Source organism: Massilia brevitalea (assembly GCF_030711405.1).
Classification (GTDB): domain Bacteria; phylum Pseudomonadota; class Gammaproteobacteria; order Burkholderiales; family Burkholderiaceae_D; genus Telluria; species Telluria brevitalea.
Window position 1 is genome coordinate 56,053 of sequence record NZ_JAULSI010000016.1, and the last position, 17,754, is coordinate 73,806.

At 69.0% G+C, this 17,754-nt stretch carries 13 protein-coding genes; 8 read left to right on the plus strand and 5 right to left on the minus strand.

What is annotated here, in order from left to right:
- Positions 1-52 precede the first annotated feature (52 nt).
- Positions 53-1,618, minus strand: coding sequence for a TerC family protein (locus QWL29_RS12080; protein WP_305823139.1), 1,566 nt, complete (start codon positions 1,616-1,618; stop codon positions 53-55).
- Between the two features lie 139 nt (positions 1,619-1,757).
- On the opposite strand from QWL29_RS12080, the gene QWL29_RS12085 reads away from it, so the two are divergent.
- The gene (locus QWL29_RS12085) at positions 1,758-4,163 is read left to right on the plus strand and encodes a hybrid sensor histidine kinase/response regulator (RefSeq protein WP_305823140.1); all 2,406 of its coding nucleotides are present in this window, start codon (positions 1,758-1,760) and stop codon (positions 4,161-4,163) included.
- A gap of 43 nt (positions 4,164-4,206) precedes the next feature.
- Here the strand turns inward: QWL29_RS12085 and QWL29_RS12090 are convergent, their stop codons facing one another.
- Together QWL29_RS12090 and QWL29_RS12095 are read right to left on the minus strand one after the other, a co-directional pair.
- Positions 4,207-6,579 (minus strand): DNA polymerase II, encoded by a 2,373-nt coding sequence (locus QWL29_RS12090; RefSeq protein WP_305823141.1) that lies wholly within the window; start codon positions 6,577-6,579, stop codon positions 4,207-4,209.
- Between the two features lie 74 nt (positions 6,580-6,653).
- Complete coding sequence (locus QWL29_RS12095; RefSeq protein WP_305823142.1) at positions 6,654-7,745, minus strand: mechanosensitive ion channel family protein; 1,092 nt, start codon at positions 7,743-7,745, stop codon at positions 6,654-6,656.
- Between QWL29_RS12095 and QWL29_RS12100 the strand changes: the two genes are divergently transcribed.
- Genes QWL29_RS12100 through QWL29_RS12115 form a run of 4 tightly spaced genes read left to right on the plus strand, consistent with a single transcriptional unit; the run spans position 7,744 to position 9,431 of the window.
- Positions 7,744-8,082, plus strand: coding sequence for a hypothetical protein (locus QWL29_RS12100; protein ID WP_305823143.1), 339 nt, complete (start codon positions 7,744-7,746; stop codon positions 8,080-8,082). The genes QWL29_RS12095 and QWL29_RS12100 overlap by 2 nt on opposite strands.
- Complete coding sequence (locus tag QWL29_RS12105; RefSeq protein ID WP_305823144.1) at positions 8,073-8,564, plus strand: hemerythrin domain-containing protein; 492 nt, start codon at positions 8,073-8,075, stop codon at positions 8,562-8,564. Before QWL29_RS12100 ends, QWL29_RS12105 begins: the two co-directional genes overlap by 10 nt.
- Before the next feature lie 49 nt (positions 8,565-8,613).
- The gene (locus QWL29_RS12110; RefSeq protein WP_305823145.1) at positions 8,614-9,168 is read left to right on the plus strand and encodes a universal stress protein; all 555 of its coding nucleotides are present in this window, start codon (positions 8,614-8,616) and stop codon (positions 9,166-9,168) included.
- The gene (locus QWL29_RS12115) at positions 9,093-9,431 is read left to right on the plus strand and encodes a universal stress protein (protein ID WP_305823146.1); all 339 of its coding nucleotides are present in this window, start codon (positions 9,093-9,095) and stop codon (positions 9,429-9,431) included. Before QWL29_RS12110 ends, QWL29_RS12115 begins: the two co-directional genes overlap by 76 nt.
- A 10-nt stretch (positions 9,432-9,441) precedes the next feature.
- Here QWL29_RS12115 and QWL29_RS12120 read toward each other — a convergent pair whose 3' ends face one another.
- Together QWL29_RS12120 and QWL29_RS12125 are read right to left on the minus strand one after the other, a co-directional pair.
- Positions 9,442-10,401: a 2-hydroxyacid dehydrogenase gene (locus QWL29_RS12120; RefSeq protein WP_305823147.1), complete on the minus strand. Its 960-nt coding sequence runs from the start codon at positions 10,399-10,401 to the stop codon at positions 9,442-9,444.
- Between the two features lie 49 nt (positions 10,402-10,450).
- Positions 10,451-11,491, minus strand: coding sequence for an MBL fold metallo-hydrolase (locus tag QWL29_RS12125; RefSeq protein ID WP_305823148.1), 1,041 nt, complete (start codon positions 11,489-11,491; stop codon positions 10,451-10,453).
- Between the two features lie 126 nt (positions 11,492-11,617).
- On the opposite strand from QWL29_RS12125, the gene QWL29_RS12130 reads away from it, so the two are divergent.
- The 3 genes from QWL29_RS12130 to QWL29_RS12140 all read left to right on the plus strand — a co-directional run bounded on the left by QWL29_RS12130 (position 11,618) and on the right by QWL29_RS12140 (position 17,639).
- Positions 11,618-12,238 carry a TetR/AcrR family transcriptional regulator gene (locus QWL29_RS12130; RefSeq protein ID WP_305823149.1) on the plus strand — a complete coding sequence of 207 codons (621 nt, stop codon included), beginning with the start codon at positions 11,618-11,620 and terminating at the stop codon, positions 12,236-12,238.
- 103 nt (positions 12,239-12,341) lie between these two features.
- The gene (locus QWL29_RS12135; RefSeq protein ID WP_305823150.1) at positions 12,342-12,917 is read left to right on the plus strand and encodes a YceI family protein; all 576 of its coding nucleotides are present in this window, start codon (positions 12,342-12,344) and stop codon (positions 12,915-12,917) included.
- Between the two features lie 162 nt (positions 12,918-13,079).
- Positions 13,080-17,639 carry a PDDEXK-like endonuclease domain-containing protein gene (locus QWL29_RS12140; RefSeq protein WP_305823151.1) on the plus strand — a complete coding sequence of 1,520 codons (4,560 nt, stop codon included), beginning with the start codon at positions 13,080-13,082 and terminating at the stop codon, positions 17,637-17,639.
- The last annotated feature ends 115 nt before the right edge of the window (positions 17,640-17,754 follow it).

The following is a 17,754-nucleotide window of genomic DNA, read 5'->3' on the forward strand; positions in this document are numbered from 1 at the left end:
CCGGGTTGCCCGGGGTTCCTGCCCTCATCCGCGCGCGCCTCAGTCCTACGCTTCAGCCTTGCGGCATGCGCGCCTGCCGCAGCGGCGGCGTGCTGCGCGTAACCAGCACCGTGGCGATGCGCCGGTCCAGCACCTCGGCCACCTCGAAGCGCAGGTCGTCGAGTTCGACCGCCTGGCCGACTTCCGGCAGCGTGCCGAAGCGTTCCAGCATGAAACCGGCCAGCGAAGTGTAGTCGTCGTTCTCGCTCACCAGGGCATCGGTCCCGAGTACCTGTTCCAGGTAGTGCAGATCGGCGCTGCCGTCCACGCGCCAGCGGCCCAGCCCCTCCTCGCGCACCACCGGCAGTTCGTCCTCGTCGGGGAATTCGCCGGCAATCGCTTCCAGGATGTCGATCGGCGTCACCAGGCCCTGGATGGTGCCGTACTCGTCGGCGATCAGAACCACCTGGCCGTGCGAGCGCTTCAGCGTGTCCATCACCTGCAGCACGCCGCTGGCGTCGGGCACGATGATCGGCGGGCGCACGTGGGCCGGGTCGATGCTGCCGGCATGGGCCAGGTCGGCCATCAGGTCCTTGGCGCGCGCCACGCCGACGATCTCGTCTAGTTCGCCGCGGCATACCGGGAAGAAGCCGTGCGGGGTGTCGAGCAGCTGGGTGCGGATGGTGGCGGCGTCGGCGTCGAGGTCGATCCAGGAGATGTCGGAGCGATTCGTCATGATCGAGCGGATCGAGCGCTGCGACAGGCTTAGTACGCCGCTGACCATGTTGCGCTCTTCCGGCTCGAAGCCGCCTTCCTGGGCCGCGCCCTTGCCCGCCACGGCTACGGCCGCAGTCGAGGCAGGCGTCGCGCCGAGCATGCGCAGGACGGCGTCGGCGGTGCGCTCGCGCAGCGGCAGGTGCGACTGGTGCCTGGCGAAGTTGCGCCGCGCCAGCTGGTTCAGGGCCTCGATCAGCACCGAGAAGCCGATCGCCGCGTACAGGTAGCTCTTCGGAATATGGAAGCCGAAGCCTTCGGCAATCAGCGCCAGGCCGATCATCAGCAGGAAGCTCAGGCACAGCACCACCACCGTCGGGTGCGCGTTCACGAAGCGCGTCAGCGGCTTCGAGGCGAACAGCATCACGCCCATCGACACCACCACCGCCGCCATCATGACGGCGAGCGAGTCGACCATGCCGACCGCGGTGATGACGGAGTCGAGCGAGAACACGGCATCGAGCGCGATGATCTGGGCCACCACCACGCCGAAGGCGGCGAATTCCACCGGCCCGGTGTGCAGCTGGGTCTTGCCTTCCACCCGCTCGTGCAGCTCCACGGTCGCCTTGAACAGCAGGAACAGCCCGCCCAGCAGCAGGATCAGGTCGCGCCCGGAGAAACTCAGGCTGCCCATCGTGAACAGCGGTTCGGTCAGCGACACGATCCAGGAGATCATGGTCAGCAGGCCAAGGCGCATCAGCATGGCCAGGCTCAAGCCCAGCAGGCGCGCCTTGTCGCGCTGGTGCGGCGGCAGCTTTTCGGCCAGGATCGCGATGAAGATCAGGTTGTCGATGCCGAGGACGATCTCGAGTACGACAAGGGTCAGGAAACCCACCCAGAGGTTCGGATCGGAAAGCCATTCCATGGTGCCTGCCCCGCTTGTGGTTGGATGCCCGATTGTAATGATCTTGTGGCCCGCGGGTCGCACGCGACCGGCGCGCAGCAGGTATCATGACGCCTGAGCCAACCGGCGACCTCTTCACTCACCCCTAACGCATGAACGCATGACCCAGGCCGACAACGACGACCAGGACTACCAGAGCAGGCGCCAGTTCGCCGCGCTGTTTCAGGAAGCGCCGATGTGCATGGCCCTGCTGCACGGGCCGGCGCACGTGGTCGAGTTCGTGAACCCCGGCTACCAGCGCCTGGTGGGCGGGCGCGACATCGTCGGCCGCCGCATCGCGGAGGCGCTGGATGACGCCGCCACCCAGGGCTATGTCCACATCCTCGACCAGGTCTACCGCGACGGCGTGCCCTACGCCGCCAACGGCGCGCGCTACGCGGTGCAGGCCCTGCCCGGCGGCCCTGTGGTCGAGCGCTACGTCGACTTCGTGTTCCAGCCGGTGCGCGCGCGTTCGGGCGGGGTGAGCGGCGTGCTGGTGCTCGGCTCCGACGTGACCGAGCGCGTGCTGGGCGAGCTGCGGCGCGATGCGCTGGCGCGCCTGACCGACGAACTGCGCGAGCTGCGTACGCCCGAGGACATCGGCTGGTGCGCCGCGCGCATCCTGGGCGAGACCCTGGGCGTGAGCCGCGCCGGCTTCGGCCTGATCGGCGCCGCCGGCGACACCGTGCACATCGACCGCGACTGGTGCGCCGACGGCGTCGAAAGCCTGGCCGGCGCCATCGACCTGCGCCAGTTCGGCAACTTCGTCGACGAGCTGCGCGCCAACCGCCCGGTGGTGGTGCGCGATGCCTTTGCCGACCCGCGCACCCTGGACGCGGCCGAATCGCTGACGGCCCTGAGCGCCTCGGCCTTTGTCGACTTGCCGGTGGTCGAGGACGACCAGCTGGTGGCCCTGATCTTCGTGAACGCGGCCGGCCCGCGCGACTGGTCGGCGCAAGACCTGGCCCTGATGCGCGAAGTGGCCGAGCGCACCCACACGGCCAGCCAGCGCCTGCGCACCGAAATTGCGCTGGCCGCCAGCGAGGCCATGTTCCGCACCATCACCAACGCCATGCCGCAGATGGTGTGGTCGACGCTGCCCGACGGCTTCCACGACTACTACAACGACCCCTGGTACGAGTTCACCGGCATGGTCCCGGGCAGCACCGACGGCACGCACTGGGCCGACGTGTTCCACCCCGAGGACCGCGACCGTGCCTGGGCCGCCTGGCGCCACAGCCTGGATACGGGCGACACCTACGAGATCCAGTACCGCCTGCGCGACCGCAGCGGCGACTATCGCTGGGTGCTGGGACGTGCGCTGCCGGTGCGCGATGACGGCGGCCAGATCGTGCGCTGGATGGGCACCTGCACCGACATCCACGACCAGAAGATGGCCGAGAACGCGCTGCGCCTGGCCAACCAGCGCAAGGACGACTTCCTCGCCATGCTGGCCCACGAGCTGCGCAATCCGCTGGCGCCGATCAGCACCGCGGCCCAGGTGCTGCGCCTGCGCCAGGGCGACACCGCCTACGCGCTGCGCGCCGGCGAGATCATCGAGCGCCAGGTGCGCCACATGACGGAGCTGGTCGACGACCTGCTGGACGTGTCGCGCGTCACGCGCGGGCTGGTGCAGATGGAGCGCGAGCCGGTCGAGCTGGGCGCGGTCATCGACAGCGCCGTCGAGCAGGTGCGCCCGCTGATCGAGGCGCGCCACCATGACCTGGCGGTCGACCTGCCGCCGGCGCCGGTGTTCGTGTCCGGCGACCGCACGCGCCTGGTGCAGGCGGTGTCGAATTTGTTGAACAACGCCGCCAAGTACACCCAGCAGCACGGCAGCCTGCGCGTGGCCCTGCAGGTGCAGGATGGGCAGGCGGCGATGTCGGTGGCGGACAACGGCAGCGGCATCCCGCCCGGCCTGCTGCCGCACGTGTTCGATCTGTTCACCCAGGGCGAGCGTACCCCGGACCGGGCCCAGGGCGGACTCGGACTGGGCCTGACGCTGGTGAATAGCATCGCCCAGCTGCACGGCGGCGGCGTGACCGCCGACAGCGAGGGGCAAGGCCAGGGCAGCGTGTTTACCGTCACCCTGCCGGCGATCGCGGCGCCGGCGGCGGAGGCGCCAGCCCTGGCTGGCGCTTCGGCAAGTCCTGCTGTTAGCAAGGCACTGCGCATCACCGTGGTCGACGACAACCGCGACGCCGGCGCCTCGCTGGCCGCCGCGCTCGAAGCGCAAGGGCACACGGTGGCGCTGTTCGACGATGCCGAGGCGCTGCTGGCCGCGCTGTCGACCGATACCGGCCCGGCTGCCGAAGCGTATGTCCTCGACATCGGCCTGCCGCGCATCGACGGCTACCAGCTGGCGCGCGCACTGCGTTCGCGGCCGGCCAGCCGCGATGCGCTGCTGATCGCGCTGACCGGCTATGGCCAGGCGCACGATTTTACGCTGTCGAAGGGCGCGGGCTTCGACCATCACCTGGTGAAGCCGGCGAACCTGGAGCAGCTGGAGCGGATTCTCGCCGGGTAGGTTCTCGAACCCACCGGTTCGATGCAGCATCCAGCCGAAACGATCAGAACAACGCGCCCTGCCCGCTGGTCAGCCGCGCGAAGCTGTCATCGAGGAAGGGCAGGATCGCATCGGCGATCGGCTCCAGCTGGCGCGTCAGGTAGTGCTCGTAGTCGATGGCCGAGCGCAGCGCTTCCAGCGGCTCGGGGCCGTTTACCGTCATCACGTAGCGGATCCAGCCGCCGCCCTTGCGGTACAGCGCCGGCTTGCCCTGGCGTAGGTAGTGGTCGTCGGCGATGCGCGCCGCGCGCACGTGCGGCGGCACGTTGCGCTCGTATTCGTCGAGCCGGCGCCGCAGGCGCTTGCGATACACCAGCTCGTCGTCGCACTCGCCATTCAACAGCCGCGCCACGGTCTCGCGTACATAGTCCTCGTAGGGCTGATTCTTGAAGATGCGCAGGTAGAGCGCCTGCTGGAAGGCGCGTGCCAGCGGCGTCCAGTCGGTGCGCACGGTTTCCAGGCCCTTGTAGACCATCTGCTCCCCGCCGCCGGGCGTGCCGCTCAAGCCGGCGTAGCGCTTCTTGCTGCCCTCGTCCGAACCGCGCACGGTCGGCATCAGGAAGCGCCGGTAGTGCGCCTCGTATTCGAGTTCGAGCACGCTGTCCAGGCCCAGCTCCAGCTTCAGGTGGGTCTGCCAGTAACTGTTCACCTGCGCCACCAGGCCGCGGCCGATGCGTTCGGCGTCCACATCATCGTGCGCGGCGCCGAGCCAGACGAAGGTGGAATCGGTGTCGCCATAGATCACCTGGTAGCCCGCTTCCTCGATCAGTTCGCGCGTGCGGTGCATGATGGCGTGGCCGCGCAGCGTGATCGACGAGGCCAGGCGCGGGTCGAAGAAGCGGCAGCCGTAGGCGCCGAGCACGCCGTAGAAGGCGTTCATGATGATCTTCAGCGCCTGCGACAGCGGCGCATTCCTGTCACGCTTGGCCGCTTCGCGCCCTTCCCACACGCCGCGCACGATGCCGGGCAGGCAGTGCCGGGTGCGCGAAAAGCGCGCGCCGCGAAAACCCGGCACCGTGTCCGCGCCGCCGGCTTCCTCTCGCAATCCTTCGACCAGGCCTACCGGATCGATCAGGAAGGTGCGGATGATCGACGGATACAGGCTCTTGTAGTCGAGCACCAGCACCGAGTCGTACAGGCCGGAGCGCGAATCCATCACGAAGCCGCCCGGGCTGTCCCCGCCCGCCACGTCGCCCACGTTCGGCGCCACGAAACCCTGGCGGTGCATCAGCGGGATGTACAGGTGCTCGAAGGCGGCGACGGAACCGCCGCTGCGGTCCGCCGCCAGGCCGGTGACGCTGGCGCGCTCCAGCAGGAATTCCAGCAGCGCGGTCTTCTCAAAAATGCGCGTCACCAGCACGCAGTCCTGCAGGTTGTAGCGCGCCAGGGCCGGCTTGTCCTCGGCGAACATGCGGTCGATCTCGGCCATGCGGTCGTAGGGATTGTCGATGGCCTTGCCTTCGCCCAGCAAGTTCTGCGATACCGATTCCAGGCTGAAGGACGGAAAACTCCAGGTGGCCGCGCGCAGCGCCTCGATGCCGTCGATCACCAGGCGCCCGGCGATGCAGATGAAGTAGTGTTCTCCGTCGCCCTTGTGCTCGCGCCATTCGATGGCGCTGCCGTCGCGGCCCAGTCGCAGCGGGCGGTTGTAGCGCTCGGCGTGTTCCTGCAGTACGCGCATGTCGAACTGGATCACGTTCCAGCCGATGATGGCGTCGGGGTCGTGCCGGCGGAACCAGGCTTCCAGGCGATCCAGCAACTCAGGGCGGCTGGCGCAGTAATCGAAGTCGAAATCGAGGCCGGTTGCATCGCCGTTCGGGGGGCCGAGCATCCAGACCTGGCGCTGGCCGCAGCCCTCGAGCGCGATCGAGCGCAGTTCGCCGGTCGAGGTGGTTTCGATGTCGAGCGAGACCAGGCGCAAGTTCGGGCGGTAGCCGGGGGCCGGCTTCACCTGGCCGGTGATTAATCGCGGATCGGACGGGTCTTCGTTGCCGGTGTAGCTGAGCGGCGCCGTGATGAAGCGCTCCATCAGGTAGCGCTCGGGCGGGCGGATGTCGGCTTCGTAGACCGCCACGCCCTGCATGCGCAGGCGCTTTTCCAGGCGCAGCAGCTGGCGGTAATGGCGGCAATACAGGCCGACGACCGGACGGTGGTTGAAATCGGCCAGTTGCAGAGCGCGCAGTTCCCAGCCGCGCTCACTACGCAGCACGAATTCGGCCGCCTCGCGCTGCTCTTGCGGGATGAAGGTCACCGCCGGCTGCGGCGCCACGCGCACGCGGCGCGGGCCGGCATCGGTGGCCAGCCAGAAGTCGACCTCGACGCCGGCGTCCGTGTCCTGCCAGTGCCGCGTCAGCAGAAACCCCTGCCCCTCCGCCATCTCTTCGATCTCCGGTGTCCATGTGCGCTTGCCATTCCGGCAAGCGGGCCACATTATAACCGGCCATGCGCAGGCTAGCCGTTGGCCGCGCGCGGCTCTTCGGGCCGCGCGGGCGTCATCCACTCCTCCGGCCCGTCGAGCCTGAGCAGCTGGGTCGGATAGGCGAACGGGATACCCTGCTCGTCGAAGCGCTCGAACAGGAAGATGTTGATCGCCTGCTGCACGTCCATGTACACGCCGTAGTCGCCGCTCTTCACGTAGTACACGGTCTCGAATTCCAGCGACGAAGCGCCGTAGCCCTTGAAGTGGGCGCGGTCGAAGGTCGCCATCTCCTGCCGCTCGACGGCTTCGCGCAGCAGGGCGGGCACCGCCAGCAGCTGGGCCTTCGAGACCTGGTAAGGCGTGCGGATCGTGAACACGATGCGCCGCGTCTGCATGTGCTTGTAGTTGCGGATACGGCTTTTCAACAGGTCGCTGTTCGAGAACACGATCTGCTCGCCGCCCAGGCTGCGCAAGCGCGTCGTCTTCAGGCCCACGTACTCCACGGTGCCGAGCACGTCGTCGACGATGATGAAGTCGCCCACCACGAAGGGCTTGTCGAGCACGATGGACAGCGAGGAAAACAGGTCGCCGAGGATGTTCTGCATCGCCAGCGCCACCGCGATACCGCCGATGCCCAGGCTGGCCACCAGGGTCGTGATGTTGACGCCGAAGTTATCGAGGATCATCAAGAGGATGACCATCCACAGCGCGGTGCGCGCGACAAAGCCGAGCGCCGCGGTCGAGGTGGTGCTGGCCGCGTCCTCGGCGCTGCGGCGCAGGCGGTAATGGTGGAACCAGCCCTTGATGCCGACGTCGCCCCAGCGCGCCGCCTGCAGCAGGAACACGGTTACCGACAGGTGCTGCAGGATGCTGTCGCTGCGCGGCGGCAGGCTCAGGACCTGGGCGCCGGCATGCACGCCCATCAGGAAGATGAAGAGCGGCTGGGTGCTGGCCAGGATCTTGATGGCCAGGTCGTCGAGGTAGGTGTCGGTGTGCGGCGCAATGCGGGTGAGGCGCCGCAGCAGCAGCGCCTTGACGCCGTACAGCAGCACGATCACGGCCACCAGGATCGCGACTGCCAGCAGCCAGGATTGCAGGTCGTTGTTGGTCAGTAGAAAACGCATGCCGTTCCTCAGCCTGCGCCGGCGGTCATGCCGGGGTGATGCGGTTGCCGGCGCGTGGGCCGGCGCGATGCGAGCTTACTCATCGTCTTTGTCCTTTCAGGGCGATGCGCCCGGCACTGCGCCGGTGTTCGCATTGAAAGCGGGTAATTTTAACGCCCCAACTACATTTGCACAAATACAAATGACCTGTACGGTCGTCGACTCGGACCAAGGAAAGGAATTCGCCGCCGCATTCCCGACCTGCGGTCTGCACTTTGATCTAGATCAAACCCCTGCTTCGCAGCTCACCGAAACTGACCCTTTCCAGTGCTGGATCAAGGTGGGGGGATGGTCATGATGCGTGGCAACGGCAGCGACGCCCGTTCGCAGGTGATCGGCAGCGCCATGCGCCACGCCCGCAAGCTGCTGTGCGCGCGCATCGCCCGGCTCGCGGCCGCGCCCGACGCGCTGTTCATCGCCGGCTGGCCGCTCCTGGTGGCCGAGGTCGAAGCGGCGTTTCGCCATGTAGAAACGCTGATGGAATGCACCGGCCACGGCAATTTGCAGGCCCACCTGGCCGACAACGCGCTGGCCCTGTGCGCGCTGCACCGCATCACGCCGCGCATCGAGGCCGGCGACACCGAACTCGGGCGCGAAGCACTGGGCGCGCTCGACGCCATCCTGTCGCTGCACCGCTTCACGGCCGACCTGGCGCTGGTCGGCGCCGCCGCGCGCGGCCGCAAGCCGGCCGGCTCGGCGGCACGCTTCCGGCGCCACGACCGGGTGGCGGCGGTGCAGATCGTGGTACGCAGCGCAAGCGGCAAGGGCTCGGGCCGCTAAATGGGCTACTAACTCGGCCACCAAGCGGGCGGCGTACAGGAGGCCCATCATGTTCAAGACCATCGTCGTGCATGTGGACGACAGCCCGCAGTTCGACGCGCGCCTGCAGGCGGCGGCCTGGCTGGCGCAGGCGCACGGCGCGCACCTGGTGGGCAGCGCCAGCACGGGACTGAGCTGGCCGGCCTATGCCCTGCTCACCGGCTCGATGGCGGTGGCGCCGAGCGACGAATTCGACGGCCTGCGCGCCCAGGCGCGCGCCAGCCTGGCGCGCTTTGCCGAACGCGCGGGCCGGCTCGGCGTGGCGTCCCTGGAAGAACGCCTGGTCGAGGACGAGAGCCGCGGCGCCCTGCTGCTGCAGGCACGCTACGCCGACCTGCTGGTTACCGGCCAGGACGGGCCGGGCGGCGGCGCCGAGCGCGCGCTGCCGCAATACCTGGCCTGCACAGCGCGCGTCCGGTGCTGGTGGTGCCGGGGTCCTACGCCGGCCAGCCCCTGGCGCGCACGATCGTGGCCGGCTGGGACGGCAGCGTGCCGGCGCTGCGCGCCATCGGCGCCGCCCTGCCGCTGCTGGTGGCGGCGGACACGGTGCGCCTGGCGCTGGTGAATCCGGAGCGCGAGGCCGGCCTGCATGGCGACGAGCCGGGCGCCGACACGGCCGCCTATCTTGCTCGCCATGGCGTGCGGGTCGAGGTGGTGGTCGAGCGCACCGCGGCGGCGCCGGGCCGGGCCCTGCTCGACATCGCCGAGCGCGCCAGCCTGCTGGTCAGCGGCGCCTACGGCCACAGCCGCTACCGCGAACTGCTGCTGGGCGGCGTCACCCGCACGCTGCTCGAACGCGCGCAACTGCCGGTGCTGCTGGCGCACTAAGGAATAAAGCTCAGGCCGGCTTGTCCGCTACCTGAGTCGGCAGCGGCTCGCCCGCGAAATGGGCCAGCAGATTCGCGATCGCCAGCATGCCCATCGCCGTGCGCGCTTCCAGCGTGAAGCTGCCCACGTGCGGGGCGAGGACCACGTTGTCCATGGCCTTCAAGGCGGGCGGCACGCGCGGCTCGTCGACGAAGACGTCGAGCGCGGCGGCGCCCAGGCGGCCCTGCTCCAGGGCTGCCACCAGCGCCGCTTCATCCACCAGCGAGCCGCGTGCAATGTTGACCAGCGTACCCTCTGGTCCAAGCGCGTCGATGACGGCCGCGTCGACCAGGTGGCGCGTGCCGGAACCGCCCGGCGCACAGACGATCAGATAATCGCTTTCGCGTGCCAGGGCCAGCGGCGAGGCGCTGCGCGGATAGGCCAGTTGCGCCGTGCTGCGCTGGTAATAGCGGATCTGCATGCCGAAGCCTTCCAGGCGCGCGGCCACCGCCTGGCCGATGCGGCCCAGCCCGAGGATGCCGGCGACCTTGCCGCGCAGCGCACGGCTGGGCGCCAGCGGCTGCTTCGCTTCCCAGCCGCCGGCGCGCACGTAGCGGTCGAGCATGGGCAGGCGCCGCGCGGCGGCCAGCAGCAGGGCCACGGCGAGGTCGGCGACGTCGTCGGTGAGCACGTCGGGCGTGTTCGTGACCGGGATGCCGCGTGGCGCCAGCGCCTTGAAGTCGACCGCGTCGACGCCGACGCCGTGGACCGCGACGACCTCGAGCGCGGGCAGGCGGGCCGCGAGCGCAGCGTCGATGCCGACGGTGCCGCTGGTGAAGACGCCGCGCACGCGGCCGGCGATGCCCGCGATAAAGGCGGGCCGCTCGTCCGGCGCCACCTGCGCCAGGTGGTGGCAGACAAAGCGCCGTTCGAGTTCTTCGCTCACCTCCGGCATCCAGCCCGAACCCAGTACCAGTATTTCCGGACGCATCCGCCCCTCCTCGTCAATGGTCATGGCACAAGTATACGGGACAGGCCGTTTACTCGACGCCGCGCCACCATGCACGGCCGGCCTGCGGCCCCTTCAGGTCGAGCGCTTCGCCCATCTCCGGCGTCGCCATGCTCACGCCACGCGCCGCCGCCAGCGCCGCGATCCGGTCGAAGGGTTCCTGCCAGCGGTGCAGGCCGAGGTCGAAGGTGCCGTTGTGCACCGGCACCAGCCACTTGCCGCGCACGTCGAGGAAGGCTTGCAGTGTCTGCTCGGGCTGCATGTGGACGTCGGGCCACTGCTTGTCGTAGGCGCCGGTTTCCATCAGGGCCACATCAAAAGGACCGTACTTCGCGCCGATCTCCTTGAAGCCGGCAAAGTAGCCCGTATCGCCGCTGAAGAACACGCGCAGGTCGCCATGCAGGACCACCCAGGATGCCCACAGCGTGCTGTTGCGGTCGCCCAGGCCGCGGCCGGAGAAATGCTGGGCCGGCGTGGCCACAAAGCGCACGCCATCGAGTTCGGTCTCCTGCCACCAGTCGTGCTCGCGCACCTTACCGGGGTCGACGCCCCAGTCGACCAGGCGCCGGCCGACACCGAGCGGCGTGAGGAACATGCCGGTCTTCGGCGCCAGCGCGCGCACGGCATCGTGGTCGAGGTGGTCGTAATGGTCGTGCGACAGGATCACGGCCTTGATCGGCGGCAAGTCCTCGATGGCGATCGGCGGCGCATGGAAGCGCGCCGGGCCGGCCCACTGCACCGGCGAGGCGCGTTTCGAAAACACCGGGTCGGTGAGATAGAACTCCCCCGCCAGCTTGATCAGCATGGTCGAGTGGCCCAGGCGGTACAGGGTATTGTCGGGCGCGGCCAGCAAGGCCTCGCGCGTCAGGCTGTGCACCGGCACCGGCTGGCGCGGCACGGTGCCCTTCGGCTTATCGAACAGGAAGGTCCACCACAGGCGCGCCATCTCGCCGACGCTGTGCGCGTGCATGGGCGCGGGATTGACGAAGCCCTTGTCGCGGAACTGGGGCGACAAAGTGTAATCCGGCGCGGCAATGGCACCAGAAGCGGTGGCGCAAGAGGAAATGCTCATGATGAGGACGACTCCAAGAAGGATGATGCCGAAGAGTAAGCGCATGGTGTCGGTTCGATAAAATTTACACTACACAGTGTAGTATCGATTCTTGAGGAAGTAAACTGGTGAGTGTAAAATCAGGGCATGACAGCTCCCCTGCGCCTTACCGACCGCAAGCGCCGCGCCATCCTCGACGCGGCGGCCGACCAGTTCCGTGCCCACGGCTATGAAGCAGCCAGCGTCGACGGCATCGCCGCCCTGGCCGGCGTATCGAAACGCACGGTCTACAACCATTTCCCCAGCAAGGAAGAACTGTTCGCGGCCACCCTGATGGGCATGTTCGAGCGCGATGCCGGACTGGTGGAACTCGACTACAGCCGCGCGCGCGGGCTGCGCGAACAGCTGGTCGAGCTGATGACGCAGAAAATGCGCACCCTGGCCGAGCGCGATTTCCTCGACCTGGCCCGGGTGGCCGTGGGCGAGGCGATCCACGCGCCGGAACGCGCCCTGCCCCTGCTGGCCCGCCTGGGCGAACGCGAGGAAGGCGTGACGGCATGGATACGCGCGGCGCAGGCCGACGGCCGCATCAAGCCGGGCGACCCGCTGTTCGCCTCGACCATGCTGCAAGGCCAGGTCAAGACCTTCGCCTTCTGGCCGCAGGTGGCCATGGGCGCGGCGCCGCTGGCGCCGGAACAGGCGGCGCGCGTGGTCGAGGCGGCGGTGTCGATGTTCCTGGCCTATTTCGCGGTGGATGCCGCGGCCTGATTAGAGTGGAAAGTGGAACAGTGTTATCCAATACACGGGCTTACCCGCGCCTGGCGCAACAGTTAAAGTGTCATGCTCATTCACACCCACGAAAGCCAGACGCATGAACCTCAAGCACATCGCCGCCGCCCTCGCCACGCTCGCCCTCACCAGCAGCGCCTTTGCCGCCGACACCTACACGATCGAGCCGAACCACACCTTCCCGAGCTTCGAAGCCGACCACATGGGCGGCCTGTCGGTCTGGCGCGGCAAGTTCACCAAGACGAGCGGCAGCATCACGCTCGACCGCGCCGCCAAGACCGGCAGCGTCGACATCGTCATCGATGCCAGCACCCTGGACTTCGGCCATGCCAAGATGAACGAGCACGCCAAGGGGCCTGACATGTTCGACGTCGCCAAGTTCCCGACCGCGACCTACAAGTCGAAGTCGATCACCTTCAAGGGCGACCAGCCGGCCGAAGTGAATGGCGAACTGACCCTGCACGGCGTGACCAAGCCGGTGAAGCTGACCATCAACCAGTTCAAGTGCATCCAGCACCCGATGCTCAAGCGCGAAGCCTGCGGCGCCGACGCCTCGGCCACCTTCAACCGCGCCGACTTCGGCATCGACTACGCGGTGCAGATGGGCTTCAACCCGACCGTGAAACTGGCGATCCAGGTCGAAGCAGTCAAGCAGTAAGCAGCAACAAGCAGCAATAAGCCGGCCCTGCGCCGGCAGCTGCCTCCCACTGGCTGGGCGATGCGATGCGAACACCGGTTTCGCTACGCGGCAGGGTAGAATTGCGCTAACTCAGCGGCGCCCCTTCGCCCCTACCCTCCTATCGCCCAGCCGCAACACCACATGCACACCCCTGCCCAGCTCATGAGCGGGCTGCTCGACTACCTGGTCGAGCAAGCCAAAGACATCGACCCCGCCGCCTTTACGCTGTCGCGGGTCACGGAATTCAAGAAAACCTGGTCCGACCTGGCCACCCTGCCCTGGGTCGATTTGAACGTCGACAGCCCCGAGGGCGACAGCGGCGATGATGCCTGGCTGCGCGTGCACCGGCTGGAAACGACGCGCGCACCAATCCTGTCCGAGCCCGACCTGGCCGCCTTCCTGGACATCGGCGACGATCCTGCAGGCCCTGCGCCCGCGCTGAAGGAAACGGTGCTGGCAGCGGCGCGCGCCGAGGACGCGCACATCGTGGCCGAGGACGAAGCCGAGCAGCGCGACCTCGAACGCCGCGCCCGCGTTGGCCATCTGCTGCAGGCCTACCTGCCGCACTGGCACAACTGGGCGGCGCGCGAGAAGCCGCGGCGCCAGGTGATCGCGCTGTATGCCGATCTGTTTGCGCTGAAGACGCGCCTGGAAGCGCAGGAAGCGGTGCGTCCGCTGGAACTGGTGTGGGGCGTGGGCGTGTCGTCCTGGCAGATCCCGCGCGCCGACGGCGCCGCCGTCGATTTTCACTACCCGCTGCTGACCCAGGCGCTCGACATCGAGATCGACGGCGACTCGCATGCGATCACGCTCGGCCCGCGCCCGATCGCCGCGCGCCTCGAACTCGACGCCTTTGCCGCCTGCGACGTGGCCGGCATCGGCGACGTCGAGCGCGCCGCGCGTGCGCTGCTGCAGGCCGACGGCGGCAGCGGCCTGTCGCCCTTCGAGCCGGCATCGTTCGAGCCTGTCCTGAAGAGCGTGGCCGGCACGGTTTCCGCCCACGCGCGCTACGAAGGCGCAGCCGCCAATGCCCCCGCACCAGGCCCGGACCTGGTCGTCACCGGCAGCTGGGTGATCTTTGCGCGCCCGCGCGCCACCCACTTCCTGACCGAGGACATCGCGCGCCTCAAGCAGCGTATCGACGAAGGCGATGGCGGCGGCGATGGCGGCGGCCTGCCCGAAGGGGCGGCCAGCATCGTCACCCGGCCCGGCGACGCGGTAATCGAGCACGCGCCGATCGCCTTTCGCGGCCTGTCGGGACGACCGAGCGTGCGCGGCGAGCCGCGCGAGCTGTATTTCCCGCTGCCCTACAACCGCGAGCAGGAAACCATCATCCAGCAGCTGGAACGCTCTTCCGGCGTGGCCGTGCAAGGGCCGCCCGGCACCGGCAAGACCCACACCATCGCCAACATCATCAGCCACTACCTGGCGCTGGGCAAGCGCATCCTGGTCACCTCGAAGGGCGAACCGGCCCTGAAGGTCTTGCAGGACAAGATACCGGAACCGGTGCGGCCGCTGACGGTGGCCCTGCTCTCGGGCGACAAGGAGGGCATGCGCCAGTTCCAGGCCTCGATCGAAGCCATCATCCACACGCTCACCCACCTCGATACCGGGCTGGAAACCGAGCAGATCGCCGCCTGCCGCGCCGCGCTCGACCGCGCGCATGCCGAGATGGCGCAGATCGACGCCCGCATCGACGCCATCGCCCATACCCAATTGGCGGAAACCGAGGTCGACGGCGTGGCCATGCGCGCCCAGAAGATGGCCGAACTGGTGGTCGACGGCCAGGTGCAGTTCGGCTGGTTCGACGACGCCCTGACGCTGGCGCCCGAACACGCGCCGCCCTTCGACGACGAAGAGGGCATGCGCCTGCGCGCGCTGCGCCGCCGCCTCGGCGCCGACCTGGCGTATGGGCAGGCACGTCTGCCGGCGTCGCACAGCCTGCCGGCGCCTGGCGCCATCGGCCAGCTGCACACGCAGCTGCAGGCCCTGCGCGGCATCGAGCACGACGAGGCCAGCGGCGCGCTGGCGCCGCTGCGCCCGAGCACGCCCGAAGTATTGGACGCCGCGCGCCGCCTGCTCGCCGCGCTCGACGCGTCCCTGGCCCTGCTGCGCCAGCTCGACGAGTCCGGCCACGCATGGGCGGAAGCGCTGCGCGAAAAATTGCGCCATCCCCGGTACGCGACCGAACGCGGCGCCCTCGAAGCCCTGTTCCCGGAACTCGACGCCCTGCTCCAGGCGCGCGCCGAATTCATGCAAAAGCCGGTGAGCGCACCGCGCGAGGCGCTCGAATTGCCGAAGGTGCAGGAAGCGATCGCGCGCGCGGCCGAGACCGGCAAGCCCTTCGGCCTGCTGGCCTTTGGCGTGGGCGACATCAAGCCGCACATCGCGGCGATTCGCGTGGCCGGCCTGGCCCCGGCCGGCAGCGCCGACTGGGCCCACGTGGCGCGCTTCGCGGCCCTGCATGGGCGCCTGCTGTCGCTCACCGTGCGCTGGAACGCCTTTGCCGAACTGCTGTCGCTGCCGCCCCTGGAAGCCGATATCGGCCTGCTGCGCCAGATCGAAGCCATCGCCGGCACGGCGCGCGCCGCCCACACGCTGGCCAGCACCGCCGACGTCCGGTTGCCGCCGCTGGCGGAACAGGTATTCGAGCGGCTCCCAGGCGAAGCCCTGCTGGGCGGGACGGATGCGCTGTCCCAGGTGCGCGCGCAGCTGCGCCGCCACCTGGCGCGCGCCGAGCTGGCGCATGCCACGGCGGGCGCGGCGCAGCTGCGGCATGGGCTGGCGGGCGCCACCGGGCCGGTTGCGCTGCGCCTGCGCGCGCTGCTCGAGCGCGACCTCGGCAACCCCGCGCTGCCGGCCGACGCGCTGCTGGCCGACTATGCCGTCCTGGTCGGCGAGCTGGCCCGGGTCGAGGCGCTGGCGGACGAGCTGAAGGAAGTGTTGCAGTTCGCGGCGGCGATTGCCGCCCGCGGCGCCACGCGCCTGGCGGCGCGGGTGGCCAGCGTGGCCCAGGACGACAGCGGCGACGACCCGGTGTTCCCGGTGCGCTGGCGTGATGCCTGGACCTGGGCGCGCCTGCGCAGCCACCTCGACGGCATCGACGCTCGCGACGAGATGCGCGCCCTGGCCGCACGCCGGCGCGAACTGGAAAACGCGCTGGCGCGCCTGTACCAGGAACTGGTGTCGAAGTCGGCCTGGCTGGCCACCCGCAAGAACGCCGGCCCGAACGTGCTGAGCGCACTCGAAACCTACCGTACCGCGATCCGCAAGTTCGGCAAGGGCACCGGCGTGAATGCCGCACGCTACCGGCGCGATGCGCAGCAGGCCATGGTCGACGCCCAGGCCGCCGTACCGTGCTGGATCATGAGCCACGCGCGGGTGTCGGAAACCCTGCCGGCGACGCTCGGCGCCTTTGACCTGGTGATCGTCGACGAAGCCAGCCAGTCCGACCTGTGGGCGCTGCCGGCGATCCTGCGCGGCAAGCAGATTTTGGTGGTGGGCGACGACAAGCAGGTGTCGCCCGAAGCCGCGTTTGTGTCGAGCGCGAAGATCGGCGACCTGCGCCGCCGCTTCCTGGCCGGCCAGCCGTTCGAGGCCGTGCTGACGGCCGACATGTCGCTGTACGACATCGCCTCGACCGTGTTTGCGGCCTCGAAGGTCATGCTGCGCGAGCACTTCCGCTGCGTGCAGCCGATCATCGCCTACAGCAACCGCGTGTTCTATAAAAACTTCATCCAGCCGGTGCGGGTGCCGCGCGCCTCGGAGCGGCTCGATCCGCCCCTGGTCGACATCTACGTTCCCGGCGGCCACCGCTCGGCCAAGGGACACAACCCGTCCGAGGCCGATTGCATCGTGGCCGAGATCGAGGCCATCCTGCGCGACCCGAAGATGGCCGGGCGCACGCTCGGCGTGGTGTCGCTGCTCGGGCCGGAACAGGCGCTGCTGATCGACAAGCAGGTGCGCGCGCGTTGCGACGCGGTCGAGCTGGCGCGGCGCCAGTTCGCCTGCGGCGACGCCCGCATCTTCCAGGGCAGCGAACGCGACATCGTCTTCCTGAGCATGGTGGCCGACCGCGACAACCACCATGCACTGTCCGGCGCGATGTACGACCAGCGCTTCAACGTGGCCGCTTCGCGCGCGCGCGACCGCATGGTGCTGGTGCGCTCGGTACGGCTCGAGGAACTGTCGCAGCTCGATCTGCGCCGCACCCTGGTCGAGCACTTCGCCCGGCCGCTGGACGGCAACGAGGAAAGCGCCAGCCTGGCGGCCCTGTGCGAGTCCGGCTTCGAGCGCGACGTGTACGGCGAACTGTTCGCGCGCGGCTACCGGGTCGTGCCGCAGGTGCCGGCGGCCGGCTACCGGATCGACATGGTGGTCGAAGGCGCCGACGACCGCCGCCTGGCGATCGAACTCGATGGCGACGAATTCCATGGGCCGGACCGCTGGCAGGCCGACATGGCGCGCCAGCGCGTCCTCGAACGCGCCGGCTGGACCTTCTGGCGCTGCTTCGCCTCGACCTGGTCGCTGCGGCGCGAAGCCGTGCTGGCGGAGTTGCTGGGGCTGCTGGAGAAGATGGGGATTGCGCCGCTGGGCGCGATCGGAAGGATTCCGTCGCTGGTCGAGTACCGCGAATGGGAGCGGCTGCCGCCGGCGGCGCCGGCGCTGCAGGGAGCGGCGCAGGCCGCAACGGCGTCATGAGGCCTTAGCGCCTGGGACAGCGGCGGCGCACGGAACTCGACAAAAAGCGCAGCAAAGAAAAGCCGGTGGCGATGCGCCCCGGCTTTTTTTATTTCAGAAAGAACGGTCGGCGGTT